The sequence below is a fragment of the Plantactinospora mayteni genome (assembly GCF_016862935.1).
GTDB classification, from domain to species: Bacteria; Actinomycetota; Actinomycetes; order Mycobacteriales; family Micromonosporaceae; genus Plantactinospora; species Plantactinospora mayteni.
Map to the genome: position 1 here is coordinate 1 of NZ_BONX01000025.1, position 19,101 is coordinate 19,101.

17 protein-coding genes and 1 pseudogene are annotated in these 19,101 nt (G+C 71.6%); 5 read left to right on the forward strand and 13 right to left on the reverse strand.

Going from position 1 to position 19,101, the window contains the following annotated elements; all coding sequences use genetic code 11:
• The first annotated feature begins 259 nt into the window (after positions 1-259).
• Positions 260-790 (forward strand): CGNR zinc finger domain-containing protein, encoded by a 531-nt coding sequence (locus Pma05_RS19085; RefSeq protein WP_203858801.1) that lies wholly within the window; start codon positions 260-262, stop codon positions 788-790.
• A gap of 107 nt (positions 791-897) precedes the next feature.
• Here the strand turns inward: Pma05_RS19085 and Pma05_RS19090 are convergent, their stop codons facing one another.
• Positions 898-1,641 (reverse strand): helix-turn-helix domain-containing protein, encoded by a 744-nt coding sequence (locus tag Pma05_RS19090; protein WP_203858802.1) that lies wholly within the window; start codon positions 1,639-1,641, stop codon positions 898-900.
• A gap of 63 nt (positions 1,642-1,704) precedes the next feature.
• On the opposite strand from Pma05_RS19090, the gene Pma05_RS19095 reads away from it, so the two are divergent.
• Complete coding sequence (locus Pma05_RS19095; RefSeq protein ID WP_203858803.1) at positions 1,705-2,286, forward strand: TIGR03086 family metal-binding protein; 582 nt, start codon at positions 1,705-1,707, stop codon at positions 2,284-2,286.
• Between the two features lie 167 nt (positions 2,287-2,453).
• Here the strand turns inward: Pma05_RS19095 and Pma05_RS19100 are convergent, their stop codons facing one another.
• Complete coding sequence (locus tag Pma05_RS19100) at positions 2,454-3,281, reverse strand: NBR1-Ig-like domain-containing protein (RefSeq protein WP_203858804.1); 828 nt, start codon at positions 3,279-3,281, stop codon at positions 2,454-2,456.
• Positions 3,282-3,573: 292 nt separating this feature from the next.
• On the opposite strand from Pma05_RS19100, the gene Pma05_RS19105 reads away from it, so the two are divergent.
• Positions 3,574-4,077 (forward strand): hypothetical protein, encoded by a 504-nt coding sequence (locus Pma05_RS19105; RefSeq protein WP_203858805.1) that lies wholly within the window; start codon positions 3,574-3,576, stop codon positions 4,075-4,077.
• A gap of 261 nt (positions 4,078-4,338) precedes the next feature.
• On the forward strand, positions 4,339-5,946 hold the full coding sequence (locus tag Pma05_RS19110) for an ABC-F family ATP-binding cassette domain-containing protein (RefSeq protein ID WP_203858806.1): 1,608 nt from the start codon (positions 4,339-4,341) through the stop codon (positions 5,944-5,946).
• Between the two features lie 273 nt (positions 5,947-6,219).
• Here Pma05_RS19110 and Pma05_RS19115 read toward each other — a convergent pair whose 3' ends face one another.
• The 8 genes from Pma05_RS19115 to Pma05_RS19150 all read right to left on the reverse strand — a co-directional run bounded on the left by Pma05_RS19115 (position 6,220) and on the right by Pma05_RS19150 (position 16,029).
• Positions 6,220-7,143: a helix-turn-helix domain-containing protein gene (locus Pma05_RS19115; protein ID WP_239312635.1), complete on the reverse strand. Its 924-nt coding sequence runs from the start codon at positions 7,141-7,143 to the stop codon at positions 6,220-6,222.
• Between the two features lie 200 nt (positions 7,144-7,343).
• Complete coding sequence (locus Pma05_RS19120) at positions 7,344-11,066, reverse strand: S8 family serine peptidase (protein WP_203858808.1); 3,723 nt, start codon at positions 11,064-11,066, stop codon at positions 7,344-7,346.
• Positions 11,067-11,367: 301 nt separating this feature from the next.
• On the reverse strand, positions 11,368-11,982 hold the full coding sequence (rdgB, locus tag Pma05_RS19125; protein WP_203858809.1) for an RdgB/HAM1 family non-canonical purine NTP pyrophosphatase: 615 nt from the start codon (positions 11,980-11,982) through the stop codon (positions 11,368-11,370).
• Positions 11,979-12,707: a ribonuclease PH gene (gene rph / locus Pma05_RS19130; RefSeq protein WP_203858810.1), complete on the reverse strand. Its 729-nt coding sequence runs from the start codon at positions 12,705-12,707 to the stop codon at positions 11,979-11,981. Before rph ends, rdgB begins: the two co-directional genes overlap by 4 nt.
• A gap of 225 nt (positions 12,708-12,932) precedes the next feature.
• On the reverse strand, positions 12,933-13,679 hold the full coding sequence (locus Pma05_RS19135) for an MBL fold metallo-hydrolase (protein ID WP_203858811.1): 747 nt from the start codon (positions 13,677-13,679) through the stop codon (positions 12,933-12,935).
• Positions 13,680-14,087: 408 nt separating this feature from the next.
• A complete protein-coding gene (locus Pma05_RS19140) occupies positions 14,088-15,053 on the reverse strand; it encodes a PLP-dependent cysteine synthase family protein (RefSeq protein WP_203858812.1) in 966 nt (321 codons plus the stop codon).
• 10 nt (positions 15,054-15,063) lie between these two features.
• Positions 15,064-15,471: a MoaD family protein gene (locus Pma05_RS19145; protein ID WP_203858813.1), complete on the reverse strand. Its 408-nt coding sequence runs from the start codon at positions 15,469-15,471 to the stop codon at positions 15,064-15,066.
• Positions 15,472-15,540: 69 nt separating this feature from the next.
• Positions 15,541-16,029: a M67 family metallopeptidase gene (locus Pma05_RS19150; RefSeq protein ID WP_203858814.1), complete on the reverse strand. Its 489-nt coding sequence runs from the start codon at positions 16,027-16,029 to the stop codon at positions 15,541-15,543.
• Between the two features lie 217 nt (positions 16,030-16,246).
• Between Pma05_RS19150 and Pma05_RS19155 the strand changes: the two genes are divergently transcribed.
• On the forward strand, positions 16,247-17,107 hold the full coding sequence (locus Pma05_RS19155) for an aldo/keto reductase (RefSeq protein ID WP_203858815.1): 861 nt from the start codon (positions 16,247-16,249) through the stop codon (positions 17,105-17,107).
• 177 nt (positions 17,108-17,284) lie between these two features.
• Here the strand turns inward: Pma05_RS19155 and Pma05_RS19160 are convergent, their stop codons facing one another.
• The 3 genes and pseudogenes from Pma05_RS19160 to Pma05_RS19170 form a co-directional block, all read right to left on the reverse strand.
• Positions 17,285-17,821, reverse strand: a complete 537-nt coding sequence (locus tag Pma05_RS19160) for a DUF2017 domain-containing protein (RefSeq protein ID WP_203858816.1) — start codon at positions 17,819-17,821, stop codon at positions 17,285-17,287.
• Positions 17,797-18,087 carry an ATP-dependent Clp protease adapter ClpS gene (gene clpS, locus Pma05_RS19165; RefSeq protein ID WP_203858817.1) on the reverse strand — a complete coding sequence of 97 codons (291 nt, stop codon included), beginning with the start codon at positions 18,085-18,087 and terminating at the stop codon, positions 17,797-17,799. Before clpS ends, Pma05_RS19160 begins: the two co-directional genes overlap by 25 nt.
• A gap of 104 nt (positions 18,088-18,191) precedes the next feature.
• Positions 18,192-19,101, reverse strand: a pseudogene (locus Pma05_RS19170) (P-loop NTPase family protein); the annotation flags it as partial.

The following is a 19,101-nucleotide window of genomic DNA, read 5'->3' on the forward strand; positions in this document are numbered from 1 at the left end:
TTTGGCGGGTGGCGAACCAGCGGGTGGCGAACCAGCGGGTGGCGAACCAGCGGGTGGCGAACCAGCGGGTGGCGAACCAGCGGGTGGCGAACCAGAAGTCGCCGAGAATCTTGGGCTCACTCCGCGTGCCAGCAGCCGCCACGTCCCGCATGCACACCGCTGATAGCTCACGGTGCCGTCGCTGGTCCGGTGGCGGGACCGGGTCTGCCAGTGGTGCCCGTTCTCGTCGCTCATGGTCCGAGCCTGCTGTAATGGCATTGTGCATCTCAACCCTTACGGACAGGACGCCGTACGACTCGTCGCCGACCTGGCCAACAACCGCCCCCGATCCCTACCCGACCTGGTACGCCGGTGCGCCGCCGCCGGGGTGGTACTGGACATGCCGGTCGGTGAGCAGGACCTGACCGTGGCACTGGAACTGATCGACCAGTGGTGCGAGATCGTCGACGCCGTCGAACCCGCGCAGCGGGCCGCGCTGGTCAACCGGCTGCTGGCGGCGGCGTCGGCGTACCCCCGGCTCACCGACCACACCGGCACCGGCTGGCACCTGCACTACCGGGACGACGGCGTACCGCTCGGCGCGGTGCTGCGGGCCCTGGTCAGCGTCGGCACCGCGCTGCACCTGGCCGGGCGTGGCATGTCCCGGCTCGGTCGCTGCGCGGCCGACGGCTGCCGGACCATCTACGTCGACACCTCCCGGGGCGGGCAGCAGCGCTACTGCTCGCCCCGCTGCGCCAACCGCGATGCCGTACGCCGCCACCGCACCGTGCACGGCAACCGGCTCCGGTAGACCCCGCCCTGGTGCTCCGCCGAGTGGTCCGGCGACCCGGTCGAGTTCGAGCCGGCCAGCCGACTAGCCGAAGTTCGAGCCGACCAACCGACCAGCCGGCAAGCCGACTAGTAGCGCTCGGCGTACCGGGTCGGCGGCTCGCCGAACATCTTCCGGAAGTCGCGGCCGAAGTGCGCCTGGTCGGCGTAGCCGAGTTCGGCGGCGAGGGCGGCCCAGTCGACCGGTTCACCCCGGGCCAGTCGCTCGGTCACCTCGTGCAGCCGGTAGCGCCGGATCACCCACTTCGGCCCGATGCCGACGTACTCGGCGAAGAGCCGCTGCACCGCCCGGACCCCCATCCCCAGGTGGTCGGCGAGCGCGTCCACCCGGTTGATCTCCGGGCTGGCGGCGACCGTGGCGACGATCTCCGCGACCGACTCCGCCCGGGGGTCGGGTTCGGGGAGCCGTCGACGCAGGTAGTCCTGCACCGTCGGCACGTCGGGCGGCTCGGGCAGGTCGCCCGGAAAGATCTCCCGCGCGTCGATCGACCGGTCGGTGATGGTCGAGACCGGCCCACCAAGGAACGGCCGGAAGCAGCCCGGCCGGAACGCCACCCCGAAGACCCCGTCGACGCCGGCCAACACCCTGACCTGATGGCCGCTGCTGACGCCGGTCACGATCCCGCGACCACCGCGGAACGTCAGGTGCACGTTCGGGTACGGCACGATCAACTGCCGGTACGGCTCGGCGTACTCCCAGGAGACGATCCAGTAGCGCTCGACGTACGGGGCGAGGTCCGGTGACGGGGTCGCGAAGGCGTGGCGCTGGTATCTGGTCCACGCCCCGCCGAGTTCGCGTACGTCCCTCGCCACGCCCGCCAGGTTATGTCGCGTTCGTTCAAGACGACCGCCTCACCTCGTGGTTTGCTTGCCGGCATGCCTGACGCGCAGTTGGTGGCCCGGGCGGGCGCACCGCTTATCGAGATCATCCGCGACATCAAGCCCGACCAGCTCGACAACCCCACCCCGTGCGCCGAGTACGACGTCCGGAAGCTGGTCAACCACCTGCTGTTCTGGGGTCCGTCGCTGGAGGGTGCCGGGCGGAAGGAGACCGTACCGCCGCCGGCCGGCAGCGAGACGGAACTGGACCTGACCGGGGGCGACTGGGCGGCCGAGCTGACGGCGCGGGTGGAGCGGGTCGCCGGCACCTGGGCCGAGCCGGCCGCGTGGGCCGGCACCACCCACATGGGCGGCCCGACCGAGCTGCCGGCCGCGCTGGTCGGCGGGATGATCGTGACCGAGCTGGTGGTGCACGGCTGGGATCTGGCGAAGGCGACCGGCCAGCACCCGAGCTGGCCCGACGACCTGCTCGGCTACGTGCACGACGAGGTGGTGAAGAGCGCCGAGCAGGGCCGGCAGATGGGCGTCTACGGACCCGAGGTCCCCGTACCGGCCACGGCGCCGACCCTGGACCGGATCCTCGGAGTCGTCGGCCGGGACCCGGGCTGGAGCCGCTGACCGCCGACCGCCCAGGCTGGAGCCGCTGACCGCCGACCGCCTCGGGTGGAGCCGCTGACCGTTGACCGTCCCGGCCGGAGCCACTGGCTTGTCGAACGGTCTCCGCCGGAGCCACTGACCCGCCGATCCGCCCAGGCTGGAGCCGGCCCGGTTGGCTGGTCTGGTGGCTAGACCGGGCCGGGGGTGCCGGTCGCGGCGTCGACGTGGACCAGGAAGAACACCGGTCGGGCGGTGGGAAAGAGCTGTCGTCCGACCTCGTCGACCATTTTCCACCGCACCATGCAGGTGGTCGGCGCGGCCGGAGCGGTCACCGTGACGGAGACCTTCACCCGCTCGTTCGGCAGGGTGTCGCCGATCGGAATCCGCTCCGGAGTCCGGCAGCTCCCCGGCCGGGGAGGCACGTCCTCCCGCTGGAGATAGCGGTTGCGCCAGGAGACCGTGCCGGCGTTCTGGATCTCCCAGATCTTCACGAAGGTCTCGTCGACCCGTACCCGGGTGCCGTCCGGGATCGTGACGTCGGTGATGAACCGGCTCCGGTCGCCGTCGATCAGCGGGCCGGCCGGCACCTCCGCCAGGCCGGTGCTGGCGGTGCCCGCCGACGTGACACCGGTCGGGGCGCCGGACGGCTCCCGATCGGGCCAGGCGGCGACGAGCAGGGCCGCCGCCAGCAGCGCACCGACCAGAGCCAGCGCGCCCAGCGTGACCGGCCCGCCGAGCCGCGCGGAACCGCGACGAGCCCATCCCAGGCCGGGACGGCCTCCCGCTGCCGGCACCGGATGGGAGCTGCCGGTCACCGGCGCCGGTCCGGACTCCCCCACGGCTGGCGGGGTGGAGTCGGCGGCGGCACGGGCCGACTCCCACCTGCTCCGCCACGCCGTCTCGTCGCCGTGGCAGGCCCGGACGAATTCCCGGGTGGTCTCCCAGGACGGGAAACGCGCTCCGGAGGCCGCCTCGTGCAGCGTGGTGTGCGAGATCGACCGGGACACCGCAGCCATTCGCCGAAACGACGGATTTCCCGCCCCGGCGCGAAGACGGCGTAACTCCTCGGCGAATTCGGTGACCGGGTCCGGTGGTTCGGCGGAAATGCCTTCTCGATCCGAGTCGTCGCCTGCACGCATCCAGACCCCCACCTTGTCAGGGCGTTGTCAGGTCGCGTCAGACCCTACCGTACGACAGGTACGGCGGCCGAGCCTCGAAGCACAAGGGACGTCGATCCGACAGCAGGAGATTGACGCTGTCGGATCCGGCGACCAATCGAGAATCACTCGGAAGAAAGCGGGAGAGAAAATGAGAGTACGACTCGTCACCACCATCGGCACAATGCTCGCCCTCGCCGTCGCCTCGACCGTCCTCGGCAGTTCCACCGCGTACGCCGCCACGCCGGGCGGTACGGGCGCGCCGCACTGCGCGTACAACGCGGACACCGCGGAACTGGCCTGTGCCGGGTCGCCGGAGCAGGCCAGGAAGGACGTGGGGAGCCAGGCCAGCTATCTCGTCGCGCAACTGTGGAAGGACGCCGACTACCGGGGCGGGACGCTGCGCTACTACAAGTCCAGCGCCTGCACCGCCACGATGACCGACCGGGAGATCTCGGTCCCGGTCGTACCGGCCGGCTGGAACGACGTCCTCACCTCGGTCAAGACGGATCTCAGCACCGCCAACACCAGGTGCTCGGTACGGATCTTCCAGGACGGTCGCTTCACCGGTCCCTCGTTCACCGTCAACCACTACACGCCGAACCTCGGCGGCTTCGGCTGGAACGACCGCGCCTCCTCCTGGTACATCAGCTGAACCACTGGTACGTCAACTGAACCGGGCGTCGACGCGTACCGTCCGGGGTGCCTGCGGCCCGGGCACCCCGGACGGCGGGGCCGCCGAGGATGACCCGCCCAGGCTGAGCCGGACCGGGTACGGCGAAGCCTGGGATCCGTTGCGGGTTCGGCCCGGCCCCGGATATGTTGAGGGTGATGTGAGCCGCTGACACCTTCCCGCGCCCGCGTCCGAGGCACTGCCCGGCGGGCGAAAGGCTCGATCCTTCTCGGCGGTGTCGCGATGTCCCAGTCAGCCCTGCTCGCCCATGATCTCGTCCGTACCCTCGGTAGCCGCCGGGTGCTCGACGGTGTCTCCCTCACCGCCGCGCCCGGACACCGGATCGGGCTGATCGGCGAGAACGGCGTCGGCAAGTCCACCCTGCTCCGGCTGCTCGCCGGGGCGGACGAGCCAGACGGCGGCAGCGTCGTCCGGCCACCGGATCTCGGCTTCCTACACCAGGAGATGCCGTTCGCGCCCGCGTCGACGATCACCGACGTACTCGACGACGCCCTGCGGGAGGCCCGCGAGGATCTCGCCGAACTCGACCGGCTCAGCCAGGCGCTCGCCGACACTCCGGAGGACGCTCCCGGCTATCCCGACCTGCTCACCGAGTACGGCGAACGGCTCGACCGCGCGGAGCGGCACTCAGCCTGGGACGCCGACCGGCGCGCCGAGATCGTCCTCGCCGGGCTCGGCCTCGGCGAGCTGCCGCACGGGCGTACCCTCGCCTCGCTCTCCGGCGGGCAGCGCGGCCGGCTCGCCCTGGCGGCGCTGCTGGTCCGGCGTCCCGCCGCGCTGCTGCTCGACGAGCCGACCAACCACCTCGACGACAACGCCGCCACCTTCCTGGAGGAGCAGCTCCGCGACCTGCCCGGGGTGGTCGTGGTGGCGAGCCACGACCGGGCGTTCCTGGACGCGGTCTGCACCGACCTGCTCGACCTCGACCCGGCCGTCGACGGCCCGACCCGATACGGCGGCAACTACACCGACTACCAGGCGGAGAAGCGGGCCGAGCGGGAACGCTGGCAGCGGCGGTTCGCGGAGGAGCAGGAGGAACTCGCCGAACTGCGACACTCGGCCTCGGTGACCGCACACCAGGTCGCGCCGGGCCGGGCGAGACGGGACAGCGAGAAAATGGGATACGGCCACACCACCGGCCGGGTGCAGCAGCAGATCTCCCGCCGGGTACGCAACGCCACCCGCCGGCTCGACGAACTGGAGCGCGACCAGGTACGCAAGCCGCCCGAGCCGCTGCGGTTCCGGGCCACCGGGCTGGCCAGCAGATCACCGGACGGGATCCTGCTGTCGCTGCGGGACGTCCGGGTGCCCGGCCGGCTCGCCCTCGACCGCCTCGACGTGCAGGCCACCGACCGGCTACTGGTCACCGGTCCGAACGGCGCCGGCAAGTCCACCCTGCTCGCGGTACTGGCCGGGCGGCTGGAGGCCGACGGCGAGGTGAACCGGCGCAGCGGGCTGACGGTGGGGCTGCTGGCCCAGGACACCGTCTTCGACCGGCCGGACCGTACGGCGCGGGACACCTACGAGCAGGTGCTCGGCGCCCGGCGTGCCGAGGCCGTACCGCTGCGTTCGCTCGGCCTGCTCGCCCCGCGCGACCTGGCGCGTCCGGTCGGGGAACTCTCGGTCGGCCAGCGCCGCCGGCTCGCACTGGCGCTGCTGGTGGCCGACCCGCCCGAATTGCTGCTGCTCGACGAGCCGACGAACCACCTCTCGCCCCGGCTCTCCGACGAGTTGGAGGAGGCCATGGGCGGCGGGCCGGGCGCCATCGTCGTGGCCAGCCACGACCGGTGGCTACGATCCCGCTGGCCAGGCCGCGAACTCCGGCTCTGAACAGTTCCGCACGCCTGACGGCGACTTCCTGCGGGTTCCGCTTTCCACGCGTCCACCGGATCGGGGAATTTCGCCGGGGTCCCCACCCCACTGAGATTCCCCGATCCCTCAGGTGGCGCGGGGTCCGGGGTGGTTGACGAACCGGCCGGTCGAGGAGGACTTCGAGTTCGGCAACGACCATTTCGGCCTGGACCAGTGCCAAGCGCGGCTCTACACCGCGATCGCCCGGCACATCGTGCTGGTCATGGCCGCCCTCGGGAAGTCGGGTAGCCGTCATGCCCAGTTGTGGCGTGCCGCGTACCAGCCCAGCTGCATTCGGGTCTCCACGCCGGCGAGATCCATCAGGTGGCGCAGGCGGCGCTGCAGCGTACGCAGCGAGAGGTCAAGCTGGGTGGCGACGACCTGGTCGGTGAACCCGGCCAGCAGCAACGCGAGTATCCGGCGGTCCAGCTCGGTGGGTGTCCTGGTGTCTGCTCCGGGGTCGTCGGCATCGATCAATCCGTTCAGCGCCGTCACCTCAAGTGGATACGCGCGCTGCCACACGATCTCGAACAGGGCGTCCAGCGCGGCCAGTAGACCACTGCGGTGCAGCAGCACGGCACCGGGCTCCCCGCCCAACCCGACGGTCAGCGGCACCAGGCCCAGTTCGGCGTCGGCCAGCACGAGTTTGAGCGGCAGCGACTCGACCACCCGTACCTGGACGCCGTTGCCCAGCGACTCGATCGTCTCGGCGACCGCGCCGGGTTCGGTGAGTACCGCTCGTTCCAGCACGACCCGGTAGCCGATTCCCCGGTCGATCAGCACCGTCTCCGCCCGGTTGGCACCCGGGGGTACGGCGACGAACGGCGCGGTGACGAAGGTGCGCACCTGGGTACGGGCGGCGTGCTGCACCTGCGCGAACCGGTGCTGGATCGCGTCGACCCCGGTGACCACCTCGATCAGCTCACTGATGCTCCGGCCCGCCGTCGCCCCACGGTGCTCCTCGGCGAGCGTGACGAGCGCCAGTTCGGCGCTGCGCAGGGCGTCCCGCCGTTCGCTGATCAGCGCGCCGAGCGCCACCGCGGGCGGCGCGGCGGAGAACTCGGCGTCGGGCGTACGGGTCACCAGCCCGTACGCCAGCAGGTGTGACAACGCCGCGTCGACCGTCGCCACGGGCAGCCGCAGCGCATCGGCGAGTTCGGCCGAGCCGGCCGTCATCCGAGCCACCAGCAGGCGGTACACCGACTCGTGGTCGGGACTCAGTCCTAGTCCACCCAGCAACGGCGTGCGCCTCCCCTCCACCTGTCGGAGCAGGGAGAGTATGCGCCACGACGTTGGATCCTGGACAGTCCGCAGGTGCCGACGACCAGGGGAGACGGGCCCCGGGACGTCGCCGGCCCAGGGCCCGTCAAGTGGTCTCATCGCAGGCCGTACGCCCGGATGATCTCCTGGTCGATGCTGAACCCGGCGTCGGTCGTGCCGGTGGCCCGCACCGACAGGAAACCGCCGGACCGCTTCGCCAGCTTGAGCGTGCCGTGCCACCATCCGGCGGCGCTCTTGCGCAGAGTCACCCGCTGCCAACTGGCGCCGTCGTCGTACGACACCTCAAGGGTGACGGAGGTGACGGTGCCGGTGCTGGGGCCGCCACCCTGCTGCGGAATCGCCTTGAGGCGGATCTCCTGGGTGGTGCCCGCCCGCACGTCACCGCGCAGGTCGGTGTCGAGGCGGTACTCCATCTGCAACAGCGCGAGCGGCTCGAACCGGTCCGCCGCGTTGGAGCTGGAGACGAAGTCCCACTCCGTGTGCGTACGGGTCGACAGCCGCCATTCCTCGGCCGGGCGTGACGCGTCCAACACCAGGCGGTAGGGGCGTGTGCCGGCAGGCACCTCCTCCCATTGCAGGTCGGACCCCTGCGTGTTCTCGTGCAGCAGCGTGTCGCCCTGGAAGAGCTTCAGGTGGGTCGGCACCGAACCCCAGTCCAGGTTGCCGCCGTGTTCCAGCACGTCGCCGGACGGGCTCCACGCCTGCACGTTGATGGTCATGAAATCGCGGTAGCGGCTGTTCTGCACCGCGAAGGACCGGTTGAACGCCGGCCTGACCGCCGGCGCGAACCAGTCCAGCCGGGTGGTACCACCCTTGGCGTACGCGTTGCGGTTGGCCGAATCCGTCCAGCTGCCCTGGCGGTGCTCCTCGTACCAGACCTGGTCCGGGGTGACCCACTCGGTCCGGGTGCCGGGGTGCCACTCCCGCTCCAGGAAGCCCAGTGCTGGCGTGAACGTCATGTCGTACCGGTAGCCGGAGCCCTCGGTCTCCCTGACGCCGTGGTAGCGCGCGTCGATCCGGGCAAGGTCCTGCCGGCTCGGGTGGTACCTGAGCGCCCTGTCCGGCACCTGGCCGGAGTAGTTTCGGGTCAGGTCGTAGACATAGCTCGGGTACGGCACCTGGGTGCTGGTCAGCCGTATCACGCCGGTCTTGGCCAGCCTGACCAGCAGCGCCCCGACGTCGCGGTGCACGCTTGCCACCGGAATCGGCGCCTCGCCGACGTACTCGTTGAGGGTGCCGACCCCGTCGTTGACGACCAGCAGCAGCCGGGCCCCGGCGGCCACCGCGGCAGCCGTACGGTCCGGTGCGCTGACCGCGTCGCTGCGGGTCACCACCGCGATCTTGCCCCTGGCATCGAGGCCGGCGTACGCGCTGGGCGCGCCGGTGCCCGCGTAGACCGTCCTCAGGAGGTCCCTGCCGGCGGTGAGCGTGCTGCCCGGCTGGACCGTCGCCTCGATCGGCAGCAGGCCGAGGACCTTCAGGTCCAGCGTCGGTTCGGCCTTGCGCCAGCGGGTGGCCAGCGTGAACGACGTCTGGGCCGCCTTCTCGGTCGGCGAGACGTACAGGTCGTCGTACTTGACCGGGATGCGGTAGGCGTCCCGGAACCGGCTGCCGTCGGCGTACTCGACCGTGTAGTCGAGCCGGCGCTGCCGGTCCTCGGCGCGTTGCGGTGCGGCGGTGTCGAGCCGGCGTGCCTCGCTCGCGTCCAGGACCACCTCCGCCGAGCCGTCGAGCACGGTCTCCGGGTCGACCAGCAGGGCGAGCCCGAGCGAGTCGGCCCGCTCACCCGGGACGTCCAGGACGGCCTCGACCGTGTACGTGCCCGGCGGGAGCCGCAGTGTCGCCTCCCCGTCGACGCGGTACAGCCAGGGCCACTGCTCGCCGGCCTTGTTCACCACCACCGGCGAGCTGGTGGGCTTGCCGTCCCGGCCGATCAACGTGATCGTCAGGTCGTGGCGCTCGTCCTCCTTCAGCAGCCCGAGCGAGGTACGCGTGACCGCGGTGCCGGTGGCGGCGTCGGTACCGACCAGATAGCCGGTGAGCTGGCCGTGGGCGGATCCTCTCGGGTCTCCGGTGACGGCTACGTCCGCGCTGCCGCCCGCCGGTACGGTCACCGAGGTGGCGCCCAGGGTGAACGGGCCGGCACCGGTGATGTCGAGGTTGAGGGTCACATCGCTGGCGCCCGAGTTGGTGAACGTCACCGGCCTGGTCACCGCCGCGTCGGTGGGCTCGTGCGGCCAGTCGAAGTTGCCGAAGAAGGCCGAGCCGGTGGCCCGTACGCTGCCGCGGACGGCGGCGGCCACGTCGAGTCGTCCGGTGCCCACCTCGTACGGATGGTATTCGTCCGCCAGGCTCTTCGCGCTGCTCATCAGCGCTTCCTTGAGCTTCGGGCCGGACCAGTCGGGGTGGCGCTGGGCCAGGATCGCGGCGGCACCCGACACGTGTGGGGTGGCCATCGAGGTGCCGCTGATGCTCTGGTAGAGGCCGGTGCCCTCGGTCATCTGCTGCGAGCGGGCCGCGGCGATGTCGACTCCGGGGGCGCTGATGTCCGGCTTGAGCGCGCCGCTGCCCACCAGCGGTCCGGTGCTGGAGAAGTACGCCAGGTCGTCCTGCTTGTCCACCGCGCCGACGGTCAGCGCGCTCCCGGCGGTGCCGGGTGACCCGATGCTCTGCGGCCCGGCGTTGCCGGCGGCGACGACGAAGAGCGTGCCGTACCGCGCGGACAGGGTGTCCACCGCGATCGTCATCGGGTCGGTGCCGTCGGTCAGCGACGCGTCGCCGAGGCTCATGCTGATGATGTCGGCGCCGGACTCGGCGGCCCACTGCATGCCGGCGAGGATCCAGGAGTCCGCACCGTAGCCGTCGTTGCCGAGCACCTTGCCGACGATCAGGTCGGCACCCGGCGCGACTCCCTTGTACTCGCCGCCGGAGGCCGCCCCGGTACCCACGATCGTCGAGGCGACGTGGGTACCGTGCCCGTTCACGTCGTCGGTGTCCTCACCCGGTACGAAGCTGACCTTGCCGTCGATCTGGTCGACCAGGTCGGGGTGGCCGGCGTCGACGCCGGTGTCCAGCACCGCGACCTTCACCCCGGCGCCGTCGTACCCCGCCGCCCATGCCTCGGGTGCGCCGATCTGCGGCACGCTCTCTTTGAGGGCTGCCGTCACCCGGCCGTCCAGCCAGAGCTTCGCCAGCCCGCCGCCGAGCGAGGGGCCGGACCTGGTGCCGGCGGTCGGCGCGATGGTGGTCCAGAAGGTGCGGGCCTGCTTCTTGTCGGCGGTCAGCGCCGCGCCACCCACGCTCGGCAGGTTGCGGACGAGCTTGCTGCCGCGCGGCGCGGCCGGGTCAGCCGAGCGCCCTCTCGACGCCGGGTACGTGGCGATCAGCGGCACGCTCGCGGTCTTCGCGTCGTCGTACCCCATCTCGATCAGGTCGGTGACGTTGAACAGCCGCCTGTCCAGAGTGTTGCTGGCCAACAGGGGTAGAGCTTCGTCCGGCAGGACGTACAGGTCCCCACCGTTCTCCTGGACGCGTACGCCGCCGGTGGCCTGGTCCGGCCGGTCGACGTCGGCCGTCTGCTGGCCGTCGGCGAAGGTGGTCACCGTCACCACGTCGCCGGTGACCAGGGTGACGCGCTGCGAGGCGGTGGTCGGGCCGGGCGTGGGACCGCCCGCTGCGGGCGCACCGGGCGCGGGAGGCGCCGCGCTCGCCGGCGGTTGGACCGCGGCGACTCCCGCCGCGATCAGCGTCGCCGCCGTCGCGGCGGAGAGCAGTCTCCGCTTGTGACCGGAGCCGGAAGGCTGTGAGGGGTAGGGCATGCGAACGGTCTACCGGGGGCTGCCCGCCTGGGTGAATAGCTGGCGGTGGCGAAGCCTCGCCATGGCAGAACCTCGCCACTGTTGCCGGTCGCTCTCGCCACGTCCAACACGGTCAACAAGTGGGCGCTCAGCATCAACGACACCCTCGCCCTCGGCATCCTCAACGAGGTACTCGGGCTCGGCCTGCCGATCCTCGTCTCCCCGTACGCCAAGGCCACGTTGACGTCCCGTCCCGCGTACCCGCAACACGAGCGGGCGCTGCGCGGAGCCGGCGCCACGTGCGCATCCGGGTGTCGGGCCGCTAGGCCGCCGGCAGTACCTTGGCGATCACCTTCGCCAAGGCCCGCAACGCCTTGCCCCGGTGGCTGATCGCGTCCTTCTCGGCCGGGGAGAGTTCGGCGTTCGTCCGGTCCTGCCCGTCGGCGAGGAAGATCGGGTCGTAGCCGAAGCCCCCCTCGCCACGCGACGCCCGGAGCAGCCGTCCGGTCTGCCGGCCGTCGACCAGGTGCTCCTTGCCGCCGGGCAGCACCAGGGCCGCCGCGCAGACGAAGGCGGCACCTCGGTGCTCGTCCGGTACGTCCGCGATCTGCGCGAGTACCAACTCCAGGTTGGCCTGGTCGTCACCGTGCTTGCCGGACCAGCGGGCGCTGAACACCCCGGGCATGCCGTTCAGGGCGTCCACCGCCAGCCCGGAGTCGTCGGCGATCGTCGGCAGGTTGCTCCACTTGACGCCTTCACGCGCCTTGAGCAGCGCGTTCTCCCCGAAGGTCAGCCCGGTCTCCGGGACCTCCTGGTATTGCGCCACGTCGGCCAGCCCGACGAGTTGGATGCGCTGCGGGCCGAGAGCGTGGTCGAGGATCCGCTGGAGTTCGGCCAGCTTCTTGGCGTTCCGGGTCGCCAGCAGTACCTGGGTCATTCGGCCAGCGCCTTCCGCTGGGCGTCGGTCAACTCGGCACAGCCGAGCACCCCAAGATCGAGCAGCGCGTCGAGTTGGTCCCGGGCGAAGACACCGGCCTCACCGGTCCCCTGCACCTCGACGAAGTCCCCGGTACCGGTGCATACCACGTTCATGTCCACCTCGGCCGCCACGTCCTCAAGGTAGTTCAGGTCGAGTCGCGGCTCGCCCTCCACCACACCGACGCTGACCGCCGCCACCGACCGGTGCATCACGGTCGCCGGCTTGCCGGCCAGCGCCTTCCGCTCGGCCAGCCAGTTCACCGCGTCGTGCAGCGCGACGTACGCCCCGGTGATGGCGGCGGTCCGGGTGCCACCGTCGGCCTGCAACACGTCGCAGTCCAGCACGATCGAGTTCTCGCCGAGCGCCTTCAGGTCGATGCAGGCCCGCAGGCTCCGGCCGACCAGCCGGGAGATCTCGTGGGTACGACCGCCGATCTTGCCGCGTACGCTCTCCCGGTCGGAGCGGGTGGTGGTGGACCGGGGCAGCATCGAGTATTCCGCCGTGACCCAGCCCAGGCCGGAGCCCTTGCGCCAGCGCGGCACCCCCTCGGTGACACTCGCCGTGCAGAGCACCCGGGTGTCACCGAACTCGACGAGTACGGACCCCTCCGGATGGATGCTCCAGCGTCGGGTCAGGGTCACCGGTCGGAGTTGGTCGGGCCGCCGCCCGTCAGGTCGCGCCATCCACGCAGCCTATGTGCTCGCCCGGACGTGCCGTCCGAGGGTGTCCCCGCCCGCCGAGGGTGGACCGGAGGGAGGGTGTGCCACCAGGGAAACGCTGGGCGGCCGGGGCGCTCACCGGGGACCGTGATCGTGCACACCTGATCCACGCGTCTCGCGGGCATGCCCTCGTTGAGGCTGCACGCCCGGTCGGCCGGGCTAGGAGGGCTGCACGCCCGGTCGGCCGGGCTAGACCTCGTACCGGGCGCCGGGCCGGACGATCTCGACCGGGCCGGCGAAGGCGGAGAGCGCCGCCTCGTGGGTCACCGCCTCGCTGCCCCAGGCGGCGACCAGATGGGTGAGCAGCAGCCGCCCCACCTCCGCCTTGGCGGCGATCTCGCCCGCCTCCCGCCCGGTCAGGTGCAGGTCGGGTGGGTTCTCCACCCCGTCCAGATAACTCGCCTCGCAGAGGAACAGGTCGGTGCGGTGGGCCAGTCGGAGCAGCGACTCACAGGGAGCGGTGTCCGACGAGTAGCAGAGCGACCGGCCACCGTGTTCCAGCCGTACCCCGTAGGTCTCCACCGGATGGTTGACCCGGTCGACGGTCACCGCGAACGGCCCGATCGGGAACGTACCGGGTTGCAGGCCGTAGAAGGTGTAGACGTCGTCGAGTACGCCCTCGTCCAGGCTGTACGCGTTGGCGAGCCGGTCCGGCGCGCCGCCCGGGGCGTACACCGGCAGCGGCGGATAGGGGCCGTCGGGGGCGTACCGCCGCACCACGATGTACGGGACCGCGTCGAGGATGTGGTCGCCGTGCAGGTGGGTCAGCAGGATCGCGTCCACCGCCTTCAGCCCGACGTACCGTTGCAGCGCGGAGAGCGAGCCCGACCCGAAGTCGAGCAGCAACCGGAAGCCGTCGGCCTCGACCAGATAGGCCGAACAGGCCGCTTCGGGGCCCGGGAAACTGCCCGCGCAGCCGAGGATGGTCAGTCGCATCAAGTCGCCCTGCCATTACTGATGGTCACGGACAGCCCGCCGACCAACGGGTGGACGATCAATGCCGGAAGGTCTGTCACGGTGCGCAGCCTACGCCGCGACACCTGGGCACAAGAAAGATCTGGGTACAGTTGTCGTCAACGTGACATCCGGTCTGGGCGACCCGGCCCGGTACGGGTTAGGTCGCCGCAAACGGCCCGACCGTTACGTTCCGTCACCTTCGGCAGGCATTTCGGTATCCCCCTCCGAACGGGCCCAAAACCACCCTCGGTCACCGTCGCTCGGCGGCAGCACCAGCAGCGGAGGTGGTTGCGGCCGGGACGATCAGAGCATTGGGGGTACGACAGCGGGCCGGACCCGCCGGCCGGGTCGATCGGTGCACCGGGCCCGGCCGGACGGGATTGCCGGTCAGGCCCAGAGCTGGCCGTCCAGGGCGTCCTCGGCGTCGGCGAGGGTGCCGCCGTAGGCACCGGTCGAGAGGTATTTCCAGCCGCCGTCGGCGACCACGAACGCGACGTCGGCCCGGCGGCCGGCCTTGACCGCCTCGTGCGCCACGGCGAGCGCGGCGTGCAGAATCGCTCCGGTCGAGAAGCCGGCGAAGATCCCCTCCACCTCGACGAGCTGCCGGGTACGCAGCACCGCGTCCCGGGTACCGACCGAGAAGCGCCGGGTCAGCACGCTGGCGTCGTACAGCTCCGGGACGTAGCCCTCGTCGATGTTGCGCAGCCCGTAGACCAGCTCGCCGTAGCGGGGCTCGGCGGCGACGATCTCGATCTCGTCGACCTTCTCCCGCAGGTAGCGCCCGGTCCCCATCAGGGTGCCGGTGGTGCCCAGCCCGGCCACGAAGTGCGTGATCGTGGGCAGGTCGTGCAGCAGTTCCGGACCGGTGGTCTCGTAGTGCGCCTGCGCGTTACCCGCATTGCCGTACTGGTAGAGCATCACCCAGTCGGGGTGCTCGGCGGCGATCTGCTTGGCGGTCGCCACGGCCTGGTTGGAGCCGCCGGCGGCCGGCGAGAAGATGATCTCGGCACCGTACATCCGGAGCAGTTGCACCCGCTCCGCCGAGACGTTCTCCGGCATCACGCAGACCAGCCGGTAGCCCCGGAGCTTCGCCACCATCGCCAGCGAGATCCCGGTGTTGCCGCTGGTCGGTTCGAGGATGGTGTCACCGGGGCGGAGCCGGCCGGCCCGCTCGGCCTCGCGGACCATGAACATGGCCGGCCGGTCCTTGATGCTGCCGGTCGGATTCCGGTCCTCGAGCTTCGCCCAGAGCCGCACCGGCGGTGCCCCGGCGGGCACCGTCGGCGACAGGCGGGGCAGCCCCACCAGCGGAGTACCGCCGCACGCGTCGAGCAGGCTCTCGTACCGCGTCATGGCGGCCTTCTCAGCGGGCGGCGGACGAGGCGGGCGCCGACGTGCCGTGCCCGATCATCGCCGACGCGGCGGCGCTGTGCCCGACGACCGCCGCTGCCGCCGCACCGTGCCCGATGATCGCCGCGGCAGCGGCGAAGCCGAACGCGCCGCCGGCCACGGCCGGCAGGATGGTGACGGTGTCCCCGTCGGAGAGCTTGGCGTCCAGCGCGCCGAGGAACCGGACGTCCTCGTCGTTGACGTAGACGTTGACGAAGCGGTGCAGCGCGCCCTGCTCGGTGACCAGCCGGCCGCGCAGGCCGGAGTATTTCCCGTCCAGGTCGGACAGGAGGTCGTTGATGGAGTCGCCGGACCCCTCGACGACCTTGGCACCGCCGGTGTAGCTGCGCAGGATGGTGGGGATGCGAACCTCGATGGCCATGACTGATGTGCTCCTTGGAACGACGGAGTTGGGGAACGGACTACGACAACGGCTGCTGAGCTGCGGAAGTCAGCGGCCGGAACACTCGTAGTCGACCGTCGCCGGGCTCTGCCCGAACATGTACGACTGCACGGCGTTCGGGTCCACCGTGGCGTCGACGACCCGGACCGGCTCCTCGGTCACCACCCCGTCCACGATCCGGAACGAACGGATCTCCTCGGTCTCGGGATCACGGGTGGAGACCAGCAGATAGTGCGCGCCCGGCTCCCCGGCGAAGGAGATGTCGGTGCGGGACGGATAGGGCTCGGTCGCGGTGTGCGAGTGGTAGATGACCACCGGCTCCTCGTCGCGATCGTCCATCTCCCGCCAGACCCGCAACTGCTCCATCGAGTCGAACTCGTAGAACGTCATGGACCGTGCGGCGTTCACCATCGGGATGTGCCGGGTCGGGGTGTCGGCGCCGGCCGGGCCGGCGACCACGCCGCACGCCTCGTCGGGGTGGTCCCGACGGGCGTGCGAGACGATCGCCTCGACTATCGACCGGTCGATGCTCAGCACAGGCCCAGCCTACCGCCTGTCGGGCCGGCCGGAAGCGGTCGACCTCGGCCGGCGGGAGTGGCCGACCTCACGTGCCCCCGCCAGCCGGACAGTGCCAGCCTGTGACAGAAAGAGTGGATCGAGATCCGGGCACCGGGCGACGCGGACGCGCGGGCGGCAGGGAACGGCCCGGCGCGCAGGGCCGCCGGCCGGGTGCCCGAGTAGAGGAGACAGTGCGATGAACTCACGCCGCATCGGGAACACCGAGGTGAGCGCCATCGGTCTCGGCGGCATGCCGATGTCGATCGAGGGACGCCCGGACGAGGAACGCTCGATCCGTACGATCCACGCCGCGCTGGACGCCGGCGTCACCCTGATCGACACCGCCGACGCCTACCACCTGCACGCCGACGAGGTGGGACACAACGAGACGCTGATCGCGAGGGCGCTGACCAGCTACGGCGGGGACACCTCCGGGGTACTGGTCGCCACCAAGGGCGGGCACCTGCGCCCCGGCGACGGAAGCTGGACCGTCAACAGCTCACCGGACTACCTCAGGAGCGCCTGCGAGGCGTCGTGCAAGCGGCTCGGGGTGGAGGCGATCGGGCTCTACCAGCACCACCGCCCCGACCCGAGGGTCCCGTACGCCGACGCGATCGGCGCGGTCCGGGACCTGGTCGACACCGGCAAGGTGCGGATGGCCGGCATCTCCAACGCCAACCCGGAACAGATCCGACAGGCCCGGGAGATCCTCGGCGACCGGCTGGTGTCGGTACAGAACCAGTACTCCCCGGCGTTCCGCAGTTCCGAGCCGGAGCTGGCGCTCTGCGACGAGCTGGGGTTGGCCTTCCTGCCCTGGTCCCCGCTGGGCGGGATCTCCCGGGCCGGCGAGCTGGGCAGCCGGTTCGCACCGTTCGCCGAGGTCGCCGCCGCCCGGGGCGTCAGCCCGCAGCAGGTCTGCCTGGCCTGGCTGCTGGCCAGGTCGCCGCAGGTGATCCCGATCCCCGGATCGAGCCGGCCGGAGACCATCCGGGACTCGGTGGCCGCCACCGAACTCCAGCTCGACGCCGACGAGCTGACCGCCCTCGACCGGGCCTGACCGACCGCCCACGAGCCGGCGACTAGCCGGCCTGACCGACCGCCCAAGATCGAAACTGACTGGCCGCCCTCGACCGGGCCTGAACCGCCCGGACGGGTCCGTACCGCACCGAACCGGCGGGTGGCGCCGGGCGCACGGGTCCCCGCCGACCGGGCGGGGACCCACCCGGTCGGGCGGTCAGTCGGCGAGCTTGCCGTCGATCAGCGCGGTGAGCAGCGACTCCTGGAGATAGCCCAGGTAGGCGTAGATGGAGAGCTGGAAGACCCGGGTCGAGGTCGGGTCGTGCAGTACCGCGTCGTCCAGTTCGTCGCCGAGGTCGGTGTCGGCGGAGATGTCCAGGCGTACGCCCATGGCCAGCCGGGCGTCGTTCAGGGCCCGCAGCCACGCCTCGGCCGCCTCCGCGTCGAGGCGTACCTCGCCGCCGGTCATCGGGGGCAGGGCGGCGAGTACCGCACCGGCCTGGTCGATCTTGCCGGTCTTCAGGTCACCCTCGGTGTACTGCCGGAACTCGGCCGAGTCACCCGGGCGATCCGGATAGGTGTCCGGGAAGAGCCGCCCGACGACCGGGTCGGAGTGGTCGAAGCCCTCGGTGAGCAGACCGACCACCTCCGAGGCGACCTTGCGGAGTACCCGCACCTCGTCGGCGGCGAAGGTGGCGACGCAGTGCTCGCCCTGTCGGCGAAACGTGCTCACGCGCGGTCCACCGTCGCCCACAGCCCGTACGCGTGCAGCTGGGACGCGTCGTGCTCCATCCGCTCGCGGGCGCCGCTGGACACCACCGCCTTGCCCTTGTGGTGCACGTCGAGCATCAGTTTCTCGGCCTTCTCGTGGCTGTAGCCGAAGAGTTTCTGGAACACCCAGGTCACGTACGACATCAGGTTGACCGGGTCGTCCCAGACGATCGTCACCCACGCCCGGTCGGCGACCGGCACGTCTTCGGTGTCCGGCGCGTCGACCGGTGCAACCTGTGGAGCCGCCATGCCCCCCATCGTGCCACCGTCCCAGGCGATGCGATGAACCGGAACGCCGCCCGGGTGCGAACCGGCCACGGCGGCACCGGGTTCGGCGGGGCCGCCGGGTTCGTTCAGGCGAGCAGACGACCGTGCCGGACCGCCTCGGCCAGCACGTCGGTGAGCGAGTCGGCGATCGCCTCGAACCGCCGGGACACCTCGCGGCACAACTCCACCTCGGTCTCCCGCAGTGCCCGGCTCAGCCAGGACCGGGCCTGGCTCGGGTCCGCCCGGAACGGGTTGCGCCAGTACTGGTAGCAGCCGCCGGAGAGGCCGACCCCGAGCGGCGGCAGGATGGCCCCGCCGGTACCGCCGGGATAGGCCGCGAGCGCGCCGACCGCGCCCAGCCCGTGCACCGTCTCGACCTCGCCGGTCTCCCGGATCAGGAGTACCCGGTCGAAGTCCCGGGCGGCCCCGTCGGCGGCGAGTCCCCAGCCGACCGCGGCGGCGGCACGCAGCCGTACGCCCTCGTCCGGCACCTCGCCGAAGACCAGGGCGAGGGACTCGCCCAGCATCTTGTCCACGCCCGCGTCGCAGGCCGCCACCACCTCCAGCGACAGCGCCTCGACCTCCCGGTCGAGCAGCCCGGGCAGCCCCGGTACGCCACCCTCGCCGACCACCTCCCGCACGCAGCGCAGGTGGATGGCGGCGATCTCCAGCGCGATGTCCGCGCGGAGCCGGTGCGCGAGGCCCCGGGAGCGCCGCTCCAACCGGTCGGCCCAGTCGGAGGTACGGGCGGCCGGCCCGACCGGAACCGTCCGGGTGGCCCCGGGCGCGACCGGCGGGGTGAGGCTGGCCCGACGCAGTCCCTCGGTGCTGGCCCAGTCGATCAGGGCCTGGCGCAGGTAGGCGGTGTCGGCGGCGGCCGGGTCGAGGTCGATCCAGTCCACTCCGGCGAGCGACGGCACCGCCGCGACCAGGGTGGTCCGGCGCTCCTCCAGCCAGCTCGCCGACGACCCGCCGGGCGCCGGCTCCGCGTCGCCG

Bases quoted from the DNA above. Each gene is read 5' to 3' on its own strand.
- Pma05_RS19145 (WP_203858813.1), bottom strand. From the start codon at position 15,471: ATGGCCATCGAGGTTCGCATCCCCACCATCCTGCGCAGCTACACCGGC.
- Pma05_RS19140 (WP_203858812.1), bottom strand. From the start codon at position 15,053: ATGACGCGGTACGAGAGCCTGCTCGACGCGTGCGGCGGTACTCCGCTG.
- Pma05_RS19110 (WP_203858806.1), top strand. From the start codon at position 4,339: ATGTCCCAGTCAGCCCTGCTCGCCCATGATCTCGTCCGTACCCTCGGT.
- Pma05_RS19155 (WP_203858815.1), top strand. From the start codon at position 16,247: ATGAACTCACGCCGCATCGGGAACACCGAGGTGAGCGCCATCGGTCTC.
- Pma05_RS19120 (WP_203858808.1), bottom strand. From the start codon at position 11,066: ATGCCCTACCCCTCACAGCCTTCCGGCTCCGGTCACAAGCGGAGACTG.
- Pma05_RS19105 (WP_203858805.1), top strand. From the start codon at position 3,574: ATGAGAGTACGACTCGTCACCACCATCGGCACAATGCTCGCCCTCGCC.
- Pma05_RS19115 (WP_239312635.1), bottom strand. From the start codon at position 7,143: ATGACGGCCGGCTCGGCCGAACTCGCCGATGCGCTGCGGCTGCCCGTG.
- clpS (WP_203858817.1), bottom strand. From the start codon at position 18,087: ATGGCGGCTCCACAGGTTGCACCGGTCGACGCGCCGGACACCGAAGAC.
- Pma05_RS19135 (WP_203858811.1), bottom strand. From the start codon at position 13,679: ATGCGACTGACCATCCTCGGCTGCGCGGGCAGTTTCCCGGGCCCCGAA.
- Pma05_RS19100 (WP_203858804.1), bottom strand. From the start codon at position 3,281: ATGGCTGCGGTGTCCCGGTCGATCTCGCACACCACGCTGCACGAGGCG.
- rdgB (WP_203858809.1), bottom strand. From the start codon at position 11,982: ATGACCCAGGTACTGCTGGCGACCCGGAACGCCAAGAAGCTGGCCGAA.
- Pma05_RS19095 (WP_203858803.1), top strand. From the start codon at position 1,705: ATGCCTGACGCGCAGTTGGTGGCCCGGGCGGGCGCACCGCTTATCGAG.
- rph (WP_203858810.1), bottom strand. From the start codon at position 12,707: ATGGCGCGACCTGACGGGCGGCGGCCCGACCAACTCCGACCGGTGACC.